Below are 21,985 nucleotides of genomic sequence, written 5' to 3'. Positions count from 1 at the left end.
GATCATGCGGACAGAGCGGAACGGGGTGGGCGGTCCAGCGAATAGAGCGGCGAGCTATAGGCGGGCGTGGCAACGCCACCCTGCCAATCGGTGCGGAACATGACGGGGGCGACGCTGCCGGGCGGCGCCACGCCGGTCATGGCCACATGGGAATGGTCACCGGCATTGTGGCTGTGGGTATGGGCAGCGGCATGGTCATCCCAGACCTCGAAGCCATCCTCATCATGCCAATGGCAGTGATGCTCGATTTCGGCGACGGCCACACCGGGAAGATGGGCGGCACTGCCATGATGGGCGAGCGACAGGATACCCATTGCCATCGCCAGAAAGGCGATGAGCCGGAAGGCCTTGAGCAAAGGGTGCCGCGACATCTCGTTGCCACCAACCGTCAAGAGGGGGACGCCAAGCCGGCTTGGCCGCTCCCAAGGGCGCTGCCGGACCTGGAGCAGGGATAGCCCATGGCTGGGAACCGGTCAACCATGGCGGGACCGGGCATGTGCTTGCTATATCCCCTCCAGGGGGATAGCATATTGCCTATCACATATGCTTGTGCGGAGGGCCGGAATGCTGGCCGATGCTTCGCCCACCCTGGAAGAAATCCCGTGCTCTCTCCCCTGCTGAACCGGACCTACCGGCATCTTTTCGCAGCACAGGTCGTGGCCCTGGTGGGCACCGGGTTGCTGACGGTCGCTTTGGGGCTGCTGGCCTATGATCTGGCTGGAGCCGATGCCGGGGCGGTACTGGGCACGGCCCTGGCCATCAAGATGGTGGCCTATGTCGGGGTGGCGCCTGTTGCGGGTGCCTTCGCCGACCGGCTGCCCCGGCGCAGCTTCCTGGTGGCCATGGATCTGGTACGGGCGGTGATCGCCCTGTCGCTGCCCTTCGTCACCGAGATCTGGCAGATCTATGTACTGATCTTCCTGCTGCAATCGGCGTCGGCCGCCTTCACGCCGACCTTCCAGGCCACGATCCCGGATGTACTGCCCGAAGAGGCCGAGTACACCAAGGCCCTGTCGCTGGCCCGACTGGCTTATGACCTGGAAAGCCTTGCCAGCCCGACCCTGGCGGCAGCCTTGCTGACGGTTATGACCTACCACGACCTGTTCGCGGGCACGGTGGTCGGCTTCATCGGATCGGCCCTGCTGGTGGCATCGACCAGCCTCGTCAGGCCCAAGGCCGGACAGGACAGGGGCGGTATCTATGACCGGACGACGCGGGGTGTCCGCATCTACCTGCGCACACCCCGCCTGCGGGGCCTGCTGGCCTTCAACGGCACCGTCGCTGCTGCCGGTGCCATGGTCATCGTCAATACGGTCGTGCTGGTGCGCGGCCTGCTGGGCGGGACGGAGTCCGACGTGGCCATGGTGCTGGCCGCTTATGGCGCCGGCTCCATGACCATGGCGTTCCTGCTGCCGCGATTGCTGGAAAGGGTGACGGACCGGACCATCATGTTGGCGGGTGCCTGGGTGCTGACCGGCGGTCTGCTGATGCTGGCGGCGATCCTGGCCAGCGGCGTCATTGCGGCGGATGGCACGTCTCCTTTCCTGGTGCTGATGCCGGCCTGGTACGTGCTGGGGGCGGCCAACGCCGCCGTGCTGACGCCGTCGGGCCGGCTGCTGCGCCGCTCCGCCGAAGCCGGCGACCGACCGGCCATCTTCGCGGCGCAGTTTGCCCTCTCCCATGCCTGCTGGCTGGCCACATACCCGCTGGCCGGCTGGCTGGGCGCGACCGGCGGGCTGGGGATCGCCTGCGCGGTGCTGGGTGTGCTGGCCACCGTGACGACGATGATTGCTGCGCGGATCTGGTCCGGCGACGGGATAGGCTCTGCGAACTGATCAAATCGACGGAATGCCGCCTCCGCCCCTGGCTATGCAAGGGCGGAGGCGGCATGGCTTTACCTGACCTCCTTCATGGGCTGCGCTACCGTCGGGAGGCAATCGCCATCACGCCAGCGCACCCCATACCGTTTTATCCCCGGCAGCCGGGGGGCGATCTTCTGGAGACGCTGGCCGCTTTCGCATGTGCTGTCGGCGACTGTCCTGCCTGGCAGGTCTGTGCCGCCTGAACAGCCCGCCAAGGCCAGGGCAAGCAGGAATGGTGCGATCCTCGTCTTCATGGACACCCTCCATTGGGGATCAGGAAAGTTGCGGTACGGTGGCCTGTGCCGATGCGTGGTCATTTCTTCGTGTCCGGTAGCACAGCCGGTACAAGGCCGGCAGAACCAGTAGGGTCAGCAGGGTGGAGGAGAGGATGCCGCCGATGACCACGGTGGCCAGCGGGCGCTGCACTTCGCTGCCGGCGCCGACATTGAAGGCCATGGGGATGAAGCCCAACCCGGCGACCAGGGCGGTCATCAGCACCGGTCGCAGCCGGGCCAGTGCGCCCTGGCTGATGGCGGCCTCCAGCTCCATGCCGTCATCCAGCAATTTGCGGATGAAGGTCACCATCACCACGCCGTTCAGCACGGCGATGCCGGACAGCGCGATGAAGCCGACCCCGGCCGAGATCGACAGCGGGATATCGCGCAGGGCCAGCGCCGCCACGCCGCCGGTCAGCGCCAGCGGCACGCCGCTGAACACCACGCCAGCATCACGCATCGACCCGAACGCCATGATCAGCAGGCCGAAAATGGCCAGCAGGGTCAGCGGCACCACGACCTGCAGCCGCTGGGTCGCGGATGTAAGCTGCTGGAACGTGCCGCCATATTCCACCCAATAGCCTTCGGGCACGGTCACGTTCTGCGCCACCGTGCGCTGGATTTCCTGCACGAAGGAGCCAAGGTCACGGCCACGCACATTGGTGGTGACGACGATGCGGCGCTTGGCATTTTCCCGGCTGATCTGATTGGGACCCAGGCCGATCTCCACCTTGGCCAACTCGCCCAAGGGGAGATACGCCACGGCAGAACCACCTTCGACCGCCGGCATGGGGACGGGCAGCAGGCGCAACCGGTCCAGATCGGTGCGGATATCTTCCGGCAGACGGACGACGATGTCGAACCGTCGGTCGCCCTCGAATATCTGGCCGGAGACCTGTCCGGCCAGGGCCGTCTGCACCACCTGCTGCAAGTCGGCGATGTTGATGCCGTAGCGATCCAGTGCGGCGCGGTCGGGCATGATGCTCAGCACGGGCAGGCCGGTGGCCTGTTCCAGCTTGGCATCCGCCGCACCGGGGATGGCGGTGATGACCTTCTCGATCTGGGCACCGATCTCCGTCAGCTTCCCCAGGTCGTCGCCATAGACCTTGACGGCCACCTCGCTGCGCACGCCGGCGATCAATTCGTTGAAGCGCATCTGGATCGGTTGCAGGAACTCATAATTGTTGCCGGGAACCGTGGCGACGGCAGCCGCCATCTCCGACACCAGCTGTTCCTTGGTCTTGCCCGGATCGGGCCATTGGTCGCGAGGCTTCAGCATGACGAACGTGTCAGCGACACTGGGTGGCATCGGGTCGGTCGCTACCTCCGCCGTGCCGATCTTGGCGAAGATCCGGTCGACCTCCGGCAATGTTTTCAGCTTGGCCTCCAGCACCGTCTGCATACCGACAGCCTGGGTCAGGCTGGTGCCGGGGATGCGCAAGGCGTGGAGCGCGATGTCGCCCTCGTCCAGGTTGGGGATGAACTCCGTCCCCATCCGGGATGCGGCGATGCCGGACAGCACCACCAGCATGGCGGCGGCCACCAGTACGGGCACTCGGTTGCCGATGGCCATATGCAGCACCCGGTTGTAAAGGCGACCTGTGGCCTGCATGACGGCATTCTCCTGCTCCGCCACCCGACCGGTGACGAACAGGGCGACGGCGGCGGGCACGAAGGTCAGCGACAGGACCAAAGCCGCCGAGAGCGCCATCACCACTGTGGCCGCCATGGGATGGAACATCTTCCCCTCCACCCCGGTCAGGGTGAAGATGGGCAGATAGACGGCGGTGATGATGATGATGCCGAACAGGCTGGGCTTGATCACCTCCGACGTGGCGGATGCCGCAAGGTCGAACCGCTCCTCGCGCGTCAGCAGCCGGCCCAGCCGGTGCTGCGCCTCGCCGAAGCGGCGCAGGCAATTCTCGATGATGATGACGGCGCCATCGACGATCAGGCCGAAATCAAGCGCGCCCAGGCTCATCAGGTTGCCCGATACCTTGGTCTGCACCATGCCGGTGATGGTCAGCAGCATGGAAAGCGGGATGACCGCCGCTGTGATCAGGGCCGCGCGGATATTGCCCAGCAGCGCGAACAGCACCACGACGACCAGCAGCGCGCCCTCCGCCAGGTTCTTCTCCACGGTCGCGATGGTCCGGTCGACCAGGGTGGTGCGGTCATAAACAGCCTCGGCCACGATGCCGGCGGGCAGGCTGGACTTCACCTCCTCCAGCTTGGCGGCGACGAGGCGGGAGACGTCGCGGCTGTTCTCTCCCACCAGCATGAAGACGGTACCCAGCACGGTCTCCTTGCCGTTCTGGGTGGCGGCACCGGTGCGCAGTTCCGCCCCGAAGCCGACATCGGCCACGTCACCGATACGCAGCGGCACCCCGGCCGGTCGGTCCAGCAGGATGGAAGCGAGGTCTTCCGCCCCCGTGGCCTGTCCCGGCACGCGGATCAGATATTGCTGGCCGTGGCGTTCGATGTAACCGGCACCGACATTGGCGTTGTTGCGCTCCAGCGCCTGCACGATGTCGGCCATTGCGACGCCATGGGCCTGCATGCGCCGCGGGTCGGGTGACACCTGATATTGACGGTTGAAGCCGCCGATGGAGTTGATCTCCGTGACGCCGGGAATGTTGCGCAATTGCGGGCGGACCACCCAATCCTGCACTTCGCGCAGATCGGCGGGCGTCCAGGGCTGGCCGTCCGGTCGGGTCGTGCCGTCGCGCGCGCTGATTGTGTACATGAAGATCTCGCCCAGGCCGGTGGCGATGGGGCCCATTGTCGGCTCGATGCCGACGGGCAGCTGTGCCAGGGTCTGTTGCAGCCGTTCATTGACCAGCTGGCGGGCGAAATAGAGGTCCGTCCCATCCTCGAACACCACCGTCACCTGTGACAGGCCATAGCGGGAGATGGAGCGGGTGTAGGAAAGGTGGGGCAGGCCACCCAATGCGGCCTCGATCGGATAGGTGATGCGCTGTTCGGCCTCCAGCGGCGAATAGCCGGGTGCCTCGGTATTCACCTGGACCTGGACATTGGTGATATCGGGCACCGCGTCGATGGACAGGCGGGTGAAGTTATAGACGCCCAGGGCGGCCAGCCCGAAGGTCAGGGCCAGCACCAGCCAGCGCTGCCGGATGGCGGATCTGATGAGAGTGTCGAGCATGGTCCGGCTCCTCAATGGTCGTGGCTGGCGCCGGACTTGTCGATGTCGGCCTTGATGAGGAAACTGTTCTCGCTGACATAGCGTTCACCGGGCTCGATGCCGCCCAGTACTTCGATCCAGTCGCCATCCTGCTGGCCCAGCTCCAGCATTCGGACCTCGTAGGTGTCGCCGACCAGTGCGAAGACCACGGTGAAGTCGCGGAAGGCCTGAAGGCCGGAAACTTTCACTGCCAGCGGCACCTCACGCGAACCGATGGTGATGGCGGCATTGACCATTTGTCCCGGCCGCAGCTTCTGTTCGGCGTTGTCCAGGACGACGCGGGCGGCCAGGGTCTGGCTGCCGGCATCGGCCAGGGGCAGGATACGCTGGACGGTGCCGGTCACCATCGTCCCGTCGCCGGTCGTCAGCCGCACCGGCTGGCCCGGCTTTACCCGCGCCGCATCGGCGGGGAACAGGCGCAGGTCGGCCCAGACGCTGGACAGGTCACCGATCTCGAACAGTGGGCCGCTGCCAGTGACGGCCCCGACATTGACGTCGCGCGATAGGATGGTGCCGCTGACCGGGGCCTTCACGGCATAGGTCTGCAGGCTCTCATTGCTTTCGATGGTGGCGATCACTTCGCCGGCCTCCACCTTGTCGCCGGGCAGCTTGCGTACCTCGCGCACCAGACCGGGGAAGCGGGCGTCGATGCGCGCCGACCGGTCCAGGTTCAAGGTGATGCGGCCCGTGACGTCGGCCACCTCATTGATGGTGGCGGGACCGGCCGGTTCCGTCTTGATGCCAGACGCTTCGGCTGCGGCAGCCTCGATCCGCGTGCGGCCCTCGTAGGAGGCGAATTTCCATTCATGGCGCTTGCCGCCCTGGTTGGCGACGACATGCACGTCGAAGGAATGCGGTTCGGCCAGCACAGCGTCGCCGGTCAGATAATCCTGTTCCGGCTTGAAGCCGAACCGGTCCACCTTGCCACCCAGGCGCGTCACGGCGACGGTCAGGCCCACGCTCTGCGGGGCCACCGGCCTGCCCTCGACATAGGCATAGACGCGGTAATGCGGGGGCACGCCATCCTCGAACACGGTCAGCTCCAGGGCCAGCGGCCCATCGCGCAGCATGCGGCCGCGATGGGGGCCACGTTCGTAGTCGCCTTCTGCTTTTGCATGGCCAGTCTCGGCATGAATGTCCGCAGGGCGGTTCAGCAGCCACAGGCCGGCGGCACCGCCGACGGCCAGGATGGTGGCGACAAGCAGGGTCTGCTTGAGCTTGTTTGTCTTGGTCATTCTGTCAGTCCTGCGGGGCAAGGGTCTGGCCGGTCAGGCGTTCGGCCTCGATGGCGAGCCGGTGATAGTCGGCGGCTTCGTTGATCATGGCCTGTTCCAGCTCCACCAATTGCCGGTTGGCCTCCGTCAGTTCCAGCAGCGACAGGCGGCCAGCCTTGTAGCCCTCCTCGATATCGGCGATGGCGATGCGGGCTTTAGGGGTCGCCTCCTCCTGCAACAGCCGGAGCGCCTGGCGGGCGCGTTCCATCCCGGCATGCAGGCTGGCCAGCATGTTGTAGAGGCTGGTGCGTGCCGCCCGTTCGCGGGCCAGGGCCAGGCCGGTGGCGGCCCTGGCCTCACGGATACCGGGCTCGGCCCGGCTGGCGGCCCCCAGCGGCATGGACAGCGACATGACGAAGGCCTGACCATTCTGGCCTTCCAACCGCCTTATGCCGGCACTGACCGTCAGGTCGGGTGTGCGGGCACTTTCAGCCAGCAGGGTACGGGCCTCCAGCGTGCGGCGCTCCGACGCGAAGCGTAGCAGGTCGGGATTGCGCTCCATCCTGGCCTGGATGGTGGAGACGGGCAGCGGCTCGGGAAGGTCCAGCAGCTTGGCGGCGGCCAGTTCGAACCGCGGGTCGCGATCCTCCCACGCTTCGGCCAGCAGCAGCCGGGCCGAATGCAGTTCCTGCTCGGCCCGCAGGCGGACCAGCCTTGCCTGGGTGACGGAAACCTGGGCGCGCGCCACCTCGCCTGGGAGGGCCTTGGCGGCCTTCGCGCGGGTGCCGGCGGCATCCAGGGCGCGACCGGCCATGGTTTCCTGGCGGCGGGCCAGGGTCAGCAGTTCCTGGTTGACCACGACATCGGTGAAGCGGCGCGTCACTTCGGCCAGGATGTCGATCTTCTCGGCATCCTGTTCGGACAGGACCTGGGCGCGTTCCTGCCGGGCCACGTCCATGCGCCGGCCGCGCTTGTCCTCAAGATCCAGGACGGTGCCCAGGCTGAGGGTGGTTTCGGTGTCGCCGATGAAGCGGGTGCCGCCGGTGCCCCCGATATTCTCCACCTCGATGCCGAGTTGGAGCGGGTTGCGCAGCGCCGCATGATCCTGGCGGGCCGTGGCGGCATCCAGGGCGAAGCGGTGGCCGGCAAGACGCGGATGGGTGTTCGCCGCCAGCGCCAGCGCCTGGCGCAGGGTCAGGATGCCGACAGGGCTGGCCGCCGGATCGGCGGCATAGGGAACGGAGGCGGGTGCCTCCTGGGCCAGGCACGGGCCGGCGACGGTTGCGAGCAGCAACATCGTCGCGGCCATGCCGGACCGGAGCGGGATGGCTCTGGGCATGGGTATCGTCCTCGGCACCCCGATGTTCGGGGGCCAATCAAATCGCGGGTCAGGGCTTGGAACCGGGGTTCAAGCCGCGCGCGGCGGACGATCAATGCGGATATAAGCACTCTGGCGCGTGAAATAGGCCGGCAGGCGGACATGGCCGCGCTGGATCGGCGGCTTCACCAGATCTGAAATGGCTGGCACGACGACCAGCAGATGGCCGGTTGCATCATGAGCATGATGCAACCAGTCGGCGTGTGGCCCGGTCTCCGCCGCCTCCACCTGCCGTCCATGGTCCGCCTGCTTGTCCCCTTGTCCGTCCGCGTGGTGATGCTCCATCGCCTCCGCTACCCCATGCGCCATGGTCTCGCCCGTGTGCAGCACGGTGAGGCAAAGCATCAGGGTCATGAGCAGGCTGAGGATACGGTGCATTATGCAAACGGCTGGTTGTCGGGACAGGGGCGATGGGAAAGCGTAACCTCAACGCCGCATCCGGGCCAATCCGATTTTGGCGCTGGAGGCGGGTGAAACTGTCGTCAAAGGTACTTTGTTATCTCCGCAATTCCGGCAAGCCGTTCACGCGCCTCCTTGGGCAGGGGGCCGGTGGCCTCCTCCAGATGATGCTCGATATGATGCAGGACCAGGACGGTCTTGGCCTTGTCCACAGCCTTCAGAACCGCCTGCAGCTGCTGGGCGACGACCAGCGCATCGCGGCCTTCCTCGACCATCTCGACGATCTTGGACAGGTGACCCTGCGCCCGCTTGAGGCGGTTCAGGATATCGGGGTTGTTGGCATGGCTCATATCACATACCTATCCCCCTGGAGGGGATGTGTCAATGCGCCTGCCGCTCCTTTATGCTCCTATAGACCATCCCCGGTAACCGGTGTTTGCGGGAATGCCCGCATATGGAGGATCGTGTATGTGCTGCCGTCATGCTGTGGAACAGGCTTATCGCCGCATGCAGGACAGCGGCGTGCCCGACCTGCACGCCTATCAAGTTGCCTTGACGATTTACCGATACAACCATCCTGACGATGAGATGCAGGTCGCCGAGGCGTCAGTTACCCGATGGACCGGCTACGCTTCCTTCCACTGAACCCATGCCCATCTTTGCGTGGTGTGTGGCCATGTGGTGCACAGAAAGGGGAGAGCAGCTTGCAATAAAAGTGAGATGTCGGATCATTAACCTGTTTAGCGAAGCCCGACCAACGCGACCGCTTTGCGCCGCATTCTGGTCATTCGAGAGCAGCGAGGTGGAGCCTGAAAGCCGCCGTTCGCCAAATCGACTTGGTCGTAGGGAATTGGGCAGGAGCCGGGCGCTCACAATTCTGTAACTTCAAGCAATACGGTCGCGCTGTCAGGCAGCTCCTCGATCTGTGAGAACTGTATAGATACGGTAATCCTCTGACGTCGTCTCCTCTTCTAGGTTTACAAGGCGGCTGGTTTGCTGGTTCCGGGGGCAAAACAGAACAGCTTCATCATGTCTATGGTGCCCTTGTTACCTCCCCCTAGATGTCGATGCGGAACTTCTGGCCCGTCTGGGATACATCCACAATGAGGCAGCCTGTACGACCGTCGTAAAGGTTCGCGATCACACGGTCGACAAGCACGGTTGCCCGACGGATGGCATCCTCCGGCCTCTCTTGGCTTAGCAGGAGCTTCAGTTCACCCCGTCAGGCCCCACCGCTCCCGGCAGCCGCCACCCCTTGACCAGCCCGTAGACGGCGGGGATCACCACCAGGGTCAGCAGGGTGGAGGAGATCATGCCGCCGATCATCGGCACGGCGATGCGCCGCATCACCTCCGATCCGGCCCCGTCGCTCCACAGGATGGGCAGCAGGCCGGCGATGATGGCGGTGACCGTCATCATCTTGGGCCGCACCCGTTCCACGGCCCCGCGCATCACCGCATCGCGCACATCCTCGCGGGTCAGCGCCAGGCCCTGGGCCGCGCGCTCGGCCCTGATCGCGGCCAGGGCCTGGTCGAGATAGATCAGCATGACGACGCCCGTCTCCGCCGCCACGCCGGCCAGCGCGATGAAGCCCACGGCCACAGCCACTGACAGGTTGAAGCCCAGCCACCACATCAGCCACACCCCGCCAACCAGCGCGAAGGGCAAGGACAGCATGACGATCAGCGTCTCGGTCAGCGCCCGGAAATTCAGGTAGAGCAACAGGAAGATGACCAGCAGCGTCAGCGGCACGACGATGCGCAGCCGTGCCTCGGCCCGTTCCAGATACTCGAACTGCCCGCTCCAGCCGATCATGTAGCCGGGCGGCAGGGTGACGGCGCCGGCCACGGCGGCCTGCGCATCGGCGACATAGGAGCCCAGGTCGCGCCCGGCCATGTCGACATAGATATAGGTGGCGAGCTGGCCGTTCTCCGTGCGGATGGAAGTGGCGCCCCGGTCCAGCCGGATGGCGGCCACCTCCCCCAACGGCACCGACCCGCCGCCCGGCAGCGGCACATGCACCTCCGTGGCGATGGTGGCCGGGCTGTCGCGCAGGTCGCGCGGATAGCGCAGGGAGACGCCGTAGCGCTCCCGCCCCTCCACCATGGTCGTGACGATGGCCCCGCCCAGCGCCGTGGCCACCACATCCTGCACGTCGCCGACGGTCAGGCCATAGCGGCCCAGCGCCTGGCGGTCGGGCACGATGTCCAGGTAATAGCCGCCGATCACCCGCTCCGCATAGGCGCTGGTCGTGCCCGGCACGGTGCGCAGCACCGCCTCGATCCGGCGGGCAATGGGTTCCATCGCCGCCAGGTCGGGACCGAACAGCTTGATGCCCACCGGCGTGCGGATGCCGGTGGCCAGCATGTCGATTCGGGCGCGGATGGGCATGGTCCAGGCGTTCGACACGCCGGGGAATTGCAGCGCCCTGTCCATCTCCGCCTTCAGGCTGTCGATACTGGTGCCGGGCCGCCATTCGGACCTTGGCTTCAGGTTGATGATGGTCTCGAACATCTCCGTCGGGGCTGGGTCGGTGGCCGTGGCGGCGCGACCGGCCTTGCCATAGACCGACGCCACCTCCGGGAAGGAGCGGATGATGCGGTCCTGAATGGCCAGCAGTTCCGCCGCCTTGGTCACCGACAGGCCCGGCAGGGTGGTGGGCATGTACATCAGCGTGCCCTCGTCCAGGCCGGGCATGAATTCAGAGCCCAGTTGGCGGGCCGGCCAGACGCTCGCACCCAGCACCAGCAGGGCCAGCAGGATGGTCGTGCCGCGGGCGCGCAGCACGGCGGCGATGACGGGCCGGTAGAGCCGGACCAGCAGGCGGTTGACGGGGTTGCGATGCTCCGGGACGATCCGCCCGCGCACGCACAGCACCATCAGCGCCGGCACCAGCGTCACCGACAGCAGGGCGGCCGCCGCCATGGCGAAGGTCTTGGTGAAGGCCAGCGGGCCGAACAGCCGGCCCTCCTGCGCCTCCAGCGTGAAGATGGGCAGGAAGGAGACGGTGATGACCAGCAGGCTGAAGAACAGGGCGGGCCCCACCTCGGTCGCGGCCGCGATCAGCACCTGGGTGCGTGGCTTGTCGGGCGGGCTGTGTTCCAGGTGTTTGTGGGCGTTCTCGATCATGACGATGGCGGCGTCGATCATGGCGCCGACGGCGATGGCGATGCCACCCAGGCTCATGATGTCCGCACCCAGGCCGATGGCCCGCATGGCGGCGAACCCCATCAGGATGCCCACCGGCAGCATCAGGATGGCGACCAGGGCGCTGCGCAGATGTAGCAGGAAGACCACGCAGACCAGGGCCACGATCAGGCTTTCCTCCAGCAGCGTGCCCGTCAGCGTATCGATGGCCGCCTTGATCAGGCGGGAGCGGTCATAGACGGGGACGATCTCCACCCCGTCCGGCAGGCTGGCGGCGATCTCGCCCAGGCGGGCCTTGGCATTGTCGATGACGGTCAGGGCGTTGGCGCCGAAGCGCTGCAGCACGATGCCGCCCGCCACCTCGCCCTCGCCGTTCAGCTCGGCGATGCCGCGCCGCTCGTCGGGCACGATCTCCACGCGGGCCACGTCGCGGATGCGCAGCGGCACGCCCTCCTTGCTGCGCAGCACGATGTCGGCGATGTCGTTGGCAGAGCGCAGGTAGCCGCGCCCGCGCACCATGAACTCGACCTCCGACAGTTCCAGGGTGCGGCCGCCGACATCGCGGTTGCTGGCCTGCACCGCGTCGCGGATCATGGAAAGCGAGACGCCCTGGGCGCGCAGCCTCCGCGGGTCCACGACGATGCTATACTGCTTGACGAAGCCGCCGATGCCGGCCACTTCCGCCACGCCGCCGGCCCGGGACAGGGGGAAGCGCAACCTCCAGTCCTGCAGGGACCGCAGCTCGGCCAGTGTCATCTCCCGCGCCACCAGCGCGTACTGGTAGACCCAGCCCACGCCTGTGGCGTCCGGGCCCAGGCCCGGATTCACCCCGTCGGGCAGGCGGGGGGCGGCGGCGTTCAGATATTCCAGGACGCGGGCCCGCGCCCAATAGGGATCGGTGCCGTCCTCGAAGATCACGTAGACGAAGGATACCCCGAAGAAGGAGAAGCCGCGCACCACCTTCGACCGGGGCACGGTCAGCATGGCACTGCTCAGCGGGTAGGTCACCTGGTCTTCGACCACCTGCGGCGCCTGGCCGGGATAGTCGGTATAGACGATGACCTGCACGTCGGAGAGGTCGGGGATGGCGTCCAGCGGCAGGGTCTTCAGGGCGTAGAGGCCGGCGGCCACCGTGAACGCGGTGCCGATGAGCACCAGCAGCAGGTTGCGGGCCGACCAGGCGATCAGGCGGGCGATCATGGCGTGTCCTCCCCGTCCCGCATGCCGTCCAGGGCGGCCTTCAGGTTGCTTTCGGCGTCGATCAGGAAATTGGCTGCCACCACCACCCGGTCGCCGGCGGCAAGACCGGAACGGATCTCGACATAGCCGCCGCCGCGCCGGCCCGGCAGCACGGGGCGCGGCTCGAACCGACCGTCGCCCTTGTCCAGGATGACGGTCTGCCGCCGGCCGTTGTCGATGATTGCACTGTCGGGCACGGCCAGCACGGGTATGCCGTCGCCGGTGGCGATCTCGACATCGGCATACATGTCGGGAAGCAGGGCGCCGTCGGGATTGACGACCTCAATCCGCACGCGGACGGTGCGGGTGTCGGCCATGACCTGCGGATAAATGATGGATACCCTGCCCTGCAGCACCCGTCCCGGCAGGCCGCGTGGCCGGATGCTGGCGATGGCGCCCGGGCGCAGTTCGCCCAGCCTGGCCTCCGGCACGTCGGCGACGATCCAGAGGAAGGAGAGGTCGGCCAGCCGGAACAGCACGTCGCCCGCCGCCGCCTTCATCCCCTCCATGGCGTTGCGCTGTACGACGACCCCGTCGCGCGGCGCCCGCCAGGTCATGGGCAACGGCACCTGCCGCGTCCGCTCGATCTCGGCGATGGTTTCGGGCGGGACGCCCAGGTTGGCCAGCCGCTGGCGGGCGCCGCCGCGCGTGGCGCCGCCGTTCAGCTCGCCCAGGAAAAGGGCCGCCGCCGCGGCGATGTCGGGCGCGTAGAATTGCAGCAGCACCTGGCCCGCTGCCACCCGCCCGCCCGTCGTCACGTCGGCCACCTTCTCGATGAAGGCATCGGCGCGCGGCGCCAGCACGGTGACGCGCCGTTCGTCCAGCTGCACCATGCCGGGCACGTACAGAGGCTCGGCCACCACCCGCTGCGCGGCGATATCGGTGCGCACGCCCGTCCGCTGCCGCTTGGCAGTGGAGATTGTGACGGCACCTGTCTCGTCCGCCTCGCCCTCATAGACGGGGATATAATCCATGCCCATGCCATCCTGCCTGGGCACAGGCGAGGTGTCGGGCAGGCCCATCGGGTTGCGGTAATGGAGGATGCGCCGGGCCGGAGCATCGGTGCTGGTGGCGGTCGGCGGCGGTGTGTCCTGCCGTCCGGCCCAATAGCCGCCAGTTCCCGCCGCCAGGATGGCGACAAGGGCAAGCGGGCCAGCGGCCCGCCTCATCAGGGGTGAGATCATCGCGGAGTTTCCAGGGTCCATCGGAAAGGGCTGCGCGGGCGCGAGGCCCGCACGGGATCGGCAACCGGCTTCAACCGAAGCCGGCGATGAACCTCAGAGGCGGGGCGGCTTGCGGGGCGGCGGGGCCCCGCGGCTGCGATAGGCGATGTCGCCGCCGGGCAGCATCACGGCGATGGTGTCCAGCCGCGCAATCATCGAACCGGGCGCCGAGGCCTGGGCGATACCCATGCCCAGGCACAGGATGGCCAGCGGGCAGGCCTTGCCGCAGTCGGGCGCCTGATCCCGGTCGGGACAGCAGGGCATGTCGCCCGGCATGGAGACCATGTCCGTGACGGAAGGAGAAGCAGTGCCCGCCGTTGCCATTGATGGCGGCGCCATCGAAGCGGTCATCAGGCCGGCCACCGTCAGGATCGACAGCAGGCGGCAAAGGGCGGTCCAGAGCTTCATGCTCCAACCCTCCCACAGCCCTTTGCGGTTGGCAAGAGCAGCACGTCACTGCAACGCTGTGTTGTCGAGTGCGATGGGCTGGTCTTCTTTCGGACGAATGCGGCAATCCAGCGGCGGATTTACCCCATCACCATCATCGACTTTAACACGCAAGTCGCAACTTCACTGTTCCTATTAACAACTCGCCAACCGAGGTCGTTGCGTGATGGTCGTCTGGGGAAATGCGGGTGCCGCTGCCTCGATAACGGGACTCATTCCGATGATATTTAGGATGTCGAAGCCAGCCTATATACGTTCGGATAGTGTAGGGCCAAAACTACACTGTGTTCCTTTTACTGGGATGGAAAAGATTTCATGAAAAATTGTTCACCCAACTCTCTAGGTCCAGACGAAGAAATACCTTGCGCCTTGGCTGCGTTTGGCCATAAGTATGTTACTTGCATGCAGCCGCTGCCCGCGCGCCGGTCGCAGTTGCAACTCGTAGGGTATCGTCCTCCAAATGTCCATCGCCCGCACCCTTGCTGTGTTGCTGATCGGCCTCCTTGTAGGATGGGGTGGACTATCGGGCTTTGGCGGCGCGACCGCGATGGCGCACATGTCGCCGGCGGTGCATGCCATGGACGTGCCCGCAGGGTCGACCGCCGAATGCCACGATGCGCAGGAATACGCACAGTACGCCGATCACGGCGACGCGACGTCCAAGGCGTCCAAGGCGGGGTGCTGCGTCGTGGCCTGTGGCCAATCGATACTGACGGCCCACGAGATCGGTTTCAGCTATTCCGGCTGGCAGCTGGCGGATTTGCTGCCGGTCGTCGACGACCTCGTCAAGGGCCGCTCCGTCTCCCCCATGCTGCGCCCGCCGAGGCTGGCAGCCTGACGCCTACCCAAGTGACGCGCTTGGGCGAAGGGCATAGCCTGCTTGCAGCTTACGCCGCACGGGACTGAAAAGCGAACTTATGATCGGTTCCGCGACTGCAAGCGCTCCATGCCAGGGCGTAGCGCCTTCGTGCCCGTCCACTTCCGCGATGCCGTGCCGCACGTCGTGCCGCCGCTTCCACAGGAATGTTCGCCAGCGTCATCCATGCACACCACTTTTCAAGGCGAAGAGCGTCTTCGCCAGGCCCACGACCGGACTCCATCGTTTCCGAGGAGGCCGGCAGATCGACAGGACATTCCAAGATGAACGTCAACTTCCGCATCGCGCACGCTGTCGCCGCCATCCTGGTTGGGGTCAGCATCATCGGCATCACGGGGGGCGCCATGGCCGGCGTCGGCGAGGCCGGACACGCCCATGCCGTCGAGATCGGCCAGCCGGGGGAGGCCGCGAAGGCCACCCGGACGGTCCGGATCGAGACCGTCGACAACCTTTTCAACCTCGAGAAGATCGAGGTGAAGAAAGGCGAAACCGTTCGCTTCGTCATCACCAACAAGGGTGAACTGCTGCACGAGTTCAATATCGGCACGACGGACATGCACGCCGCCCACCAGAAGGAAATGGAGATGATGGCGGACCAGGGCATGCTGACCCCGACGGGGATGAACGAGACGTCGGGCATGGACCATTCCAAGATGGGCCATTCCAAGGGTGACATGGCGCCGATGAAGCACGACGATCCCAACAGCGTGCTGATCGGCCCGGGACAGACGAAAGAGCTGACCTGGACCTTCTCCAAGGATGCCGCCCTGGAGTTCGCCTGCAACATCCCGGGCCACTACGAGTCCGGCATGGCCGGCAAGATCGTCATCCAGAAGTGATCGGAGGCGGAAAATGAACAATCTAACAACGCTTTCCAGGCGCAACGTACTGCGCCTTGCCGGTGCCGCCGGCATGGCGGGGGTCGTGACCGTCTTCCCCGGTCGGCTCAGCTTCGCTTCCGCCGACCAGACACTGGATCTGGCCGTCGAGCGGACGCGCATAACGGTGGACGGGGTGACCACCGACGCCATCGCCATCGGTGGCACGGTACCGGCGCCCATCCTCCGCTGGCGCGAAGGCCAGGAAGTGGTGGTCAGGGTCACCAACGTGCTGGACGAGCCCACCTCCATCCATTGGCACGGCCTGCTGCTGCAGGGCGTCATGGACGGCTCCCCCGGATTCAACGGCTTCGTGTCGATCAAGCCGGGGGAGACTTACACCTACCGCTTCAAGCTGCGGCAGGCCGGTACCTACTGGTACCACAGCCACTCCGCTGCCCAGGAACAGGAAGGCATGTACGGCGCCATCATCATCGACCCTGCGGACCGCGACCCGGTTAGGGCCGACCGCGACCTGGTCGTCCTGCTTTCCGACCATACCGCGGAGGACCCCGTGGCGGTCCTGAACAAGCTGAAGGTCAGCGAGGGCTACTACAACAAGGGCAAGCGCACGCTGTCGGACTTCTTCTCCGACGCCGGCCGCGACGGATGGCGCGCCGCCATCCAGGACCGGAAGGACTGGGGCGACATGCGCATGGATCCGACGGATCTGGCGGATGTCACCGGCTACCAGTTCCTCGTGAACGGCAAGGGCCCGAAGGACAACTGGACGGCGGTCTACAGGCCGGGAGAGCGGATACGCCTGCGTATCATCAACGGCTCGGCGATGAGCATCTTCGACGTGCGGATACCCGGCCTTCCCATGACGGTTGTGGCGGCTGACGGGCAGAACGTCATGCCGGTCAAGGTGGACGAGTTCCGGTTCGGCGTCGGCGAGACATACGACGTCATCGTAATGCCGACGGGGGACAAGCCCTTCACCTTCTTTGCAGAACCCATCGACCGCAGCGGCTATGCACGGGCGACCATCGCGACCGTGGAAGGCGCCGAGGGGGAGATCCCAGAGCGCCGGCCCCGCACCATCCTGACCATGGCGGACATGGGCATGGCCCATGCCGGCATGGGCGGGGACTCCATGGCTGGCATGGACCATGGTTCCATGTCCGGCATGGCGGGAATACAAGGCATGGATCATGGCTCGATGCCGAGCATGGCCGGGATGGACCATGGCTCCATGGCGGGGATGGACCAGGCGAAGCCGGCTCCGTCAGAGCCCGGTCGGGCAGTGGGCTGGGGCGATGCTGGCACGCCCCCGGGCACGAAGGCGCTCTCCTACGCAGACCTCAAATCTCTGGCCAAGGCGAAGGACCTGCGTGAGCCGACGCACGAGATCGAGGTCCAGCTCACGGGCATGATGTCGCGCTACATCTGGACCCTGAACGGCATGAAGTTCGACCAGGGCGAGCCCATCCGTGTCGCCTACGGCGACCGGGTGCGCATCAAGTTCGTCAATACGACCATGATGGCGCATCCCATGCACCTTCACGGCATGTTCATGGAGCTGGAGAACGGGCAGACCGACCGCATGCCGAGGAAGCATGTCGTGCTGGTGCCGCCTGGGCAGTCCAAATCCGTGCAGTTGACGGCGGACGAGCCCGGCGAATGGCCGTTCCACTGCCATCTGCTGTTCCACATGGCGTCTGGAATGATGACGAGATTCATCGTCGAACCGAAAACAGCCAGCCTTTGACCGTGGAGTGGCAGATGCAAAAGAAACTGATGCGATTGGGATTGGCCGCGCTCGCGGCTGGGATCCTGGCCCTGCCGACCACCATGGCCCAGGCCGAGGAGGACTACGTCGAGCACCGTGCTTCGGAGCACGAGGCACCGCTGTTCGGCACCTTCAAGGTCGACCAGGTCGAGCGCCGCTGGGTAGACGGGCGCGATTCCGTGAATTGGGAAGCGCAGGGCTGGGCCGGCGGGGACACGGAGAGGCTCTGGTTCATGACGGAGGGCAGCAAGCCCAACGGCGGGAACCTTGAGGAGGCGGAGTTCCAGCTTCTCTACAGCCGGATGACGTCCGAATTCTGGGACGTGCAAGCCGGCGTCCGCTACGACGTCCGGCCCCAGCCGGGGACCGCCTATGGCGTGGTGGGTGTGAAGGGCATCGCACCCTACTTCTTCGACGTGACGGCTCAGGCCTTCGTCAGCGAGGACGGGGATGTGTCCGGCCGGATGAAGGCCGAACTCGACCTGCTCCTGACCCAGAAGCTGATCCTCCAGCCGAGCGCGGAACTGAACATCGCGGTGCAGAGGGTGGAGGCGCTCGGGGTCGGCCGCGGCGTCAACGACGTCGGCCTGGGACTGCGCCTTCGCTATGAGTTCGTGAAGGAGTTCGCCCCCTATGTCGGCATCCAGTGGGACCGCAAGCTGGGCGACACGGCGGAAATAGCGCGTAGCGAGGGGGAGCGGGCCAGCCAGTTCTCCGTCGTCACCGGCGTGCGCTTCTGGTTCTAGGGCAGACGCGGTCGGATGCCCCAAACCGCGCGGGGGTGTCCAGCTGTCTTCCCCCCTTTAACAGGGTGCGGAAAAACCATTTCGCTGCTGCGGTCGGGTTATTTTCGGCAATCTCGCGTCAAATCCTCGTAAGATACCACCAGTATCTTGCTTCGAATTTTCCTAATCTTGCCGAAAATTCCCCACCCTCGCGACGCGAAAGCCTTTTTCGCACCCTGTTAAGGCAGGGCGGGAAATCCACCCGACGGATTGTACCTACTCTCTGTAGGAGGTCATGATGCAAGAAGACGAAAGCAGAGCTCCACATCACAGCCACGCGGCCTGCGGTCATTCCCACCATGGCCACGCGTCCCATGGCGCGGGGTCTGTGCTTGAGAAAGACCCCGTCTGCGGCATGTCTGTCGACCCTGCAACGGCGACGCACCGGCTTGAACAGGATGGGAAGACCTACTGGTTCTGCTCCTCCCGCTGCCAGGAAAAGTTCGTGCAGGATTCGGGTGCCTATCTGCGCGGCACCGGGGAACAGGCGACCGCGCCGGGCAAGAAGGCGATCTACACCTGCCCCATGCACCCGCAGGTCAGACAGGAAGGTCCGGGCAATTGCCCGATCTGCGGGATGGCGCTGGAGCCTGAGGTGGCGGCGCCCGACGCCGGACCCAGTGAGGAACTTCGGAACATGCAGCGCCGAATGGTCATCGGCGGCGTCCTGACAGCCCCCATCCTGCTGCTGGAAATGGGCGGGCATATTCCGGGCCTGGGCCTGGCGCACCTTCTGTCGCCAACGCTGAACAGCTGGTTGCAGTTCGCGCTGGGCACCCCGGTCGTCTTGTGGGCGGGATGGCCGTTCCTTGCCCGTGGCTGGGCATCGATCCTCGCTCGCAGCCCCAATATGTTCACCCTTATCGCCATGGGTGTTGGTGCGGCCTTCCTCTACAGCCTCACGGCCATTCTGGCGCCCCAGGTGTTTCCCGACGGTTTCCGCGATGTGGACGGCTCGGTGGCCGTCTATTTCGAGGCGGCGTCGGTGATTGTGGTTCTTGTCCTGTTGGGGCAGGTGCTGGAACTGCGCGCCCGTGAACAGACCGGCGGCGCGATCCAGGCCTTGCTCAACCTGGCGCCAAAGGTCGCGCGACGCCTGACCCCTGACGGCCAGGACCAGGAGGTCCCCCTGGAGCAGGTCAATCCCGGTGACCGGCTGCGAGTGCGGCCGGGCGAAGCGGTGCCCGTTGATGGGATCGTCATCGAGGGACGGTCGTCGCTGGATGAGTCCATGGTGACGGGCGAATCCATCCCCGTGGAGAAGGAACCGGGCGCCAAGCTGATCGGTGGAACCGTCAATGGTACCGGCGGACTGGTGATGCAGGCCGACAAGGTCGGGGCCGAGACCATGCTGTCACGCATCGTGCAGATGGTCGCCGACGCACAGCGCAGCCGCGCGCCCATTCAGAAGCTGGCGGACGCGGTTTCCGGCTATTTCGTGCCGGCGGTGATCCTGATCGCCCTGCTTGCCTTCGCCGCCTGGGCAATGTGGGGGCCAAGCCCTTCCTTTGCCTATGGGCTGGTGGCCGCCGTTTCGGTGCTCATCATCGCGTGCCCCTGCGCGCTGGGTCTGGCCACACCGATGAGCGTGATGGTCGGGGTCGGGCGCGGGGCGACCGAGGGGGTCCTGATCAGGAATGCCGAAGCACTGGAAAGGCTGGAGAAGGTCGATACGCTTGTGGTGGACAAGACCGGCACGCTTACCATCGGCAAGCCCAAGGTCACGGCCCTGGTGCCGGCCGAAGGCTTCAGTGAACTGGAATTGCTGTCGCTTTCGGCCAGCCTTGAGCAAGGCAGCGAACATCCGCTTGCCGCTGCCATCCTGGCCGCCGCGTCCGAACAGGGCGCGGCCTTGACGACGGTTACGGAATTCAGCTCTGTGACCGGTCGCGGCGTGACGGGCGTGGCCGCGGGGCGTCGCGTCGTCCTGGGCAATGCGCGGCTCATGGCGGAAATGGGCGTATCCCTTGGCCAGCTTTCCCAGGAAGCGGAAAGACTGCGGGCCGACGGGGCCACGGCCATGTTCGCTTCCGTGGACGGTCGCCCGGCCGGGATCATCGCGGTATCCGATCCCGTCAAGCCCACCACGTCTGACGCCCTGAAGGCACTGCGCGCCGATGGCATCCGGGTGGTGATGCTGACCGGCGACAACAAGACCACGGCGACAGCGGTTGCGCGGCATCTGGCGATCGACGAGGTCGTGGCGGAGGTCAGCCCAGCGGACAAGAACAGTATCGTCCGGCGCCTGAAGGCCGAAGGGCGGGTGGTGGCGATGGCCGGCGATGGGGTCAACGACGCCCCCGCTCTGGCCGAGGCCGATGTCGGCATCGCGATGGGAACGGGCACGGATGTCGCGATCCAGAGCGCTGGTGTCACCTTGGTGAAAGGCGACCTGGCGGCCATCGCCAGGGCCCGGTCGCTCAGCCGCGCTACCATGCGCAACATCCGGCAGAACCTGTTCCTTGCCTTCATCTACAATGCGCTGGGTGTGCCGGTGGCGGCCGGGGTCCTGTACCCGCTGTTCGGCTTCCTGCTCAGTCCGGTCATTGCCGCCGCCGCGATGGCATTGAGTTCGGTGTCCGTCGTGGGCAACGCCTTGCGCCTGCGGTCATTCAGATAGGCTGGGAAAGGGGAAACGGTTCTGGCGGCTTGCTCCGCCGCCGCCAGAACCGTTTCCCAAAGCTTCGACATTTCGGTCGATGTAGCGCTTGACGGTCATTGCTTCCGTACTTAGCATACAAAGATAACCGAGATCGGATCCTGCCGGAGGCATGACTTGGTGGATCAGTTGGAAACAATACGGCGACTGTGCCTGGTGGGGTTCTTCGCCCTGACCATGACGCTGGTCTTTGCCGTTTCCAACGCGTCTCAGGCCCGGTCGGTTCAGGACGGTGCGACCGTTGTGGCGGCGCATGGGCAAGTCAAGGTGGAAGGACAATCCGAAACGGCCCGCCACGGTATGGCCATGTCGGGCCTTTCGGCGGCGGACGCGATGTCGGACGATGCCTGCCCGACCGACTGTTCCGGCGGCGGCGCCTGTTGCGGCGTGATCCATTGCCTCACCATGCTGTCGGGCCTTCCTTCCAGCGACACGGCGCTGTCCGTCACGGTAACGGGTGACGTGAAGAAGCCGGTGGCAGGCTACGTGCCTGCCGGCATTGGGCATGCGCCCGACCTCAGACCGCCTGTAGCGGCCTGAGCATAGGACCGGTGTGCCCTGGCGGCACCGGTTCAGGCCTTTGCTGCCAACATTCCTCCATTTCCAGTTCTCGGCAGTCATCCACGGATGGTCCGCCCGTTCGATGCATCGCAACCCGGTGCGCG

General features: G+C 65.9%; 17 protein-coding genes. 8 read left to right on the top strand and 9 right to left on the bottom strand.

Going from position 1 to position 21,985, the window contains the following annotated elements; translation table 11 throughout:
• Positions 1-2: 2 nt before the first annotated feature.
• Positions 3-371 (bottom strand): hypothetical protein, encoded by a 369-nt coding sequence (locus ABC729_RS09415; protein WP_495607361.1) that lies wholly within the window; start codon positions 369-371, stop codon positions 3-5.
• Between the two features lie 231 nt (positions 372-602).
• Here ABC729_RS09415 and ABC729_RS09410 point away from each other — a divergent pair, with 231 nt between their 5' ends.
• Complete coding sequence (locus ABC729_RS09410) at positions 603-1,835, top strand: MFS transporter (protein WP_495607360.1); 1,233 nt, start codon at positions 603-605, stop codon at positions 1,833-1,835.
• 300 nt (positions 1,836-2,135) lie between these two features.
• Here the strand turns inward: ABC729_RS09410 and ABC729_RS09405 are convergent, their stop codons facing one another.
• From ABC729_RS09405 to ABC729_RS09385, 5 genes are all read right to left on the bottom strand, one after another.
• On the bottom strand, positions 2,136-5,303 hold the full coding sequence (locus ABC729_RS09405; protein WP_495607359.1) for an efflux RND transporter permease subunit: 3,168 nt from the start codon (positions 5,301-5,303) through the stop codon (positions 2,136-2,138).
• Positions 5,304-5,314: 11 nt separating this feature from the next.
• Positions 5,315-6,577 carry an efflux RND transporter periplasmic adaptor subunit gene (locus tag ABC729_RS09400; protein WP_495607358.1) on the bottom strand — a complete coding sequence of 421 codons (1,263 nt, stop codon included), beginning with the start codon at positions 6,575-6,577 and terminating at the stop codon, positions 5,315-5,317.
• Between the two features lie 4 nt (positions 6,578-6,581).
• Positions 6,582-7,895, bottom strand: coding sequence for a TolC family protein (locus ABC729_RS09395; protein ID WP_495607357.1), 1,314 nt, complete (start codon positions 7,893-7,895; stop codon positions 6,582-6,584).
• Between the two features lie 69 nt (positions 7,896-7,964).
• Positions 7,965-8,288, bottom strand: coding sequence for a hypothetical protein (locus ABC729_RS09390; RefSeq protein WP_495607356.1), 324 nt, complete (start codon positions 8,286-8,288; stop codon positions 7,965-7,967).
• 128 nt (positions 8,289-8,416) lie between these two features.
• A complete protein-coding gene (locus ABC729_RS09385; RefSeq protein ID WP_488964063.1) occupies positions 8,417-8,683 on the bottom strand; it encodes a metal-sensing transcriptional repressor in 267 nt (88 codons plus the stop codon).
• A 118-nt stretch (positions 8,684-8,801) separates the two neighbouring features.
• Here ABC729_RS09385 and ABC729_RS09380 point away from each other — a divergent pair, with 118 nt between their 5' ends.
• Positions 8,802-8,978 (top strand): hypothetical protein, encoded by a 177-nt coding sequence (locus tag ABC729_RS09380; RefSeq protein WP_488964064.1) that lies wholly within the window; start codon positions 8,802-8,804, stop codon positions 8,976-8,978.
• A 564-nt stretch (positions 8,979-9,542) separates the two neighbouring features.
• On the opposite strand, the gene ABC729_RS09375 is transcribed toward ABC729_RS09380, so the two are convergent.
• The 3 genes from ABC729_RS09375 to ABC729_RS09365 form a co-directional block, all read right to left on the bottom strand.
• Positions 9,543-12,680, bottom strand: coding sequence for an efflux RND transporter permease subunit (locus ABC729_RS09375; RefSeq protein ID WP_495607355.1), 3,138 nt, complete (start codon positions 12,678-12,680; stop codon positions 9,543-9,545).
• Positions 12,677-13,903 (bottom strand): efflux RND transporter periplasmic adaptor subunit, encoded by a 1,227-nt coding sequence (locus tag ABC729_RS09370; RefSeq protein WP_495607354.1) that lies wholly within the window; start codon positions 13,901-13,903, stop codon positions 12,677-12,679. Before ABC729_RS09370 ends, ABC729_RS09375 begins: the two co-directional genes overlap by 4 nt.
• 93 nt (positions 13,904-13,996) lie before the next feature.
• On the bottom strand, positions 13,997-14,350 hold the full coding sequence (locus ABC729_RS09365) for a hypothetical protein (RefSeq protein WP_495607353.1): 354 nt from the start codon (positions 14,348-14,350) through the stop codon (positions 13,997-13,999).
• 499 nt (positions 14,351-14,849) lie between these two features.
• Here ABC729_RS09365 and ABC729_RS09360 point away from each other — a divergent pair, with 499 nt between their 5' ends.
• The 6 genes from ABC729_RS09360 to ABC729_RS09335 all read left to right on the top strand — a co-directional run bounded on the left by ABC729_RS09360 (position 14,850) and on the right by ABC729_RS09335 (position 21,860).
• Entirely contained in the window at positions 14,850-15,227 is a 378-nt protein-coding gene (locus tag ABC729_RS09360) for a hypothetical protein (RefSeq protein ID WP_495607352.1), read from the top strand.
• Positions 15,228-15,529: 302 nt separating this feature from the next.
• Positions 15,530-16,105, top strand: a complete 576-nt coding sequence (locus tag ABC729_RS09355; protein ID WP_495607351.1) for a cupredoxin domain-containing protein — start codon at positions 15,530-15,532, stop codon at positions 16,103-16,105.
• Positions 16,106-16,118: 13 nt separating this feature from the next.
• The gene (locus ABC729_RS09350; RefSeq protein WP_495607350.1) at positions 16,119-17,855 is read left to right on the top strand and encodes a copper resistance system multicopper oxidase; all 1,737 of its coding nucleotides are present in this window, start codon (positions 16,119-16,121) and stop codon (positions 17,853-17,855) included.
• 14 nt (positions 17,856-17,869) lie between these two features.
• Entirely contained in the window at positions 17,870-18,622 is a 753-nt protein-coding gene (locus ABC729_RS09345; RefSeq protein ID WP_495607349.1) for a copper resistance protein B, read from the top strand.
• Positions 18,623-18,896: 274 nt separating this feature from the next.
• On the top strand, positions 18,897-21,281 hold the full coding sequence (locus tag ABC729_RS09340; protein ID WP_495607348.1) for a heavy metal translocating P-type ATPase: 2,385 nt from the start codon (positions 18,897-18,899) through the stop codon (positions 21,279-21,281).
• Between the two features lie 156 nt (positions 21,282-21,437).
• On the top strand, positions 21,438-21,860 hold the full coding sequence (locus ABC729_RS09335; protein WP_488964072.1) for a hypothetical protein: 423 nt from the start codon (positions 21,438-21,440) through the stop codon (positions 21,858-21,860).
• Positions 21,861-21,985: the final 125 nt, after the last annotated feature.

The organism is Niveispirillum sp. CC-CTL257, assembly GCF_059489915.1.
Note: the sequence above shows the minus strand (reverse complement) of the source record. Positions and strands in the feature narration are given on the sequence as shown.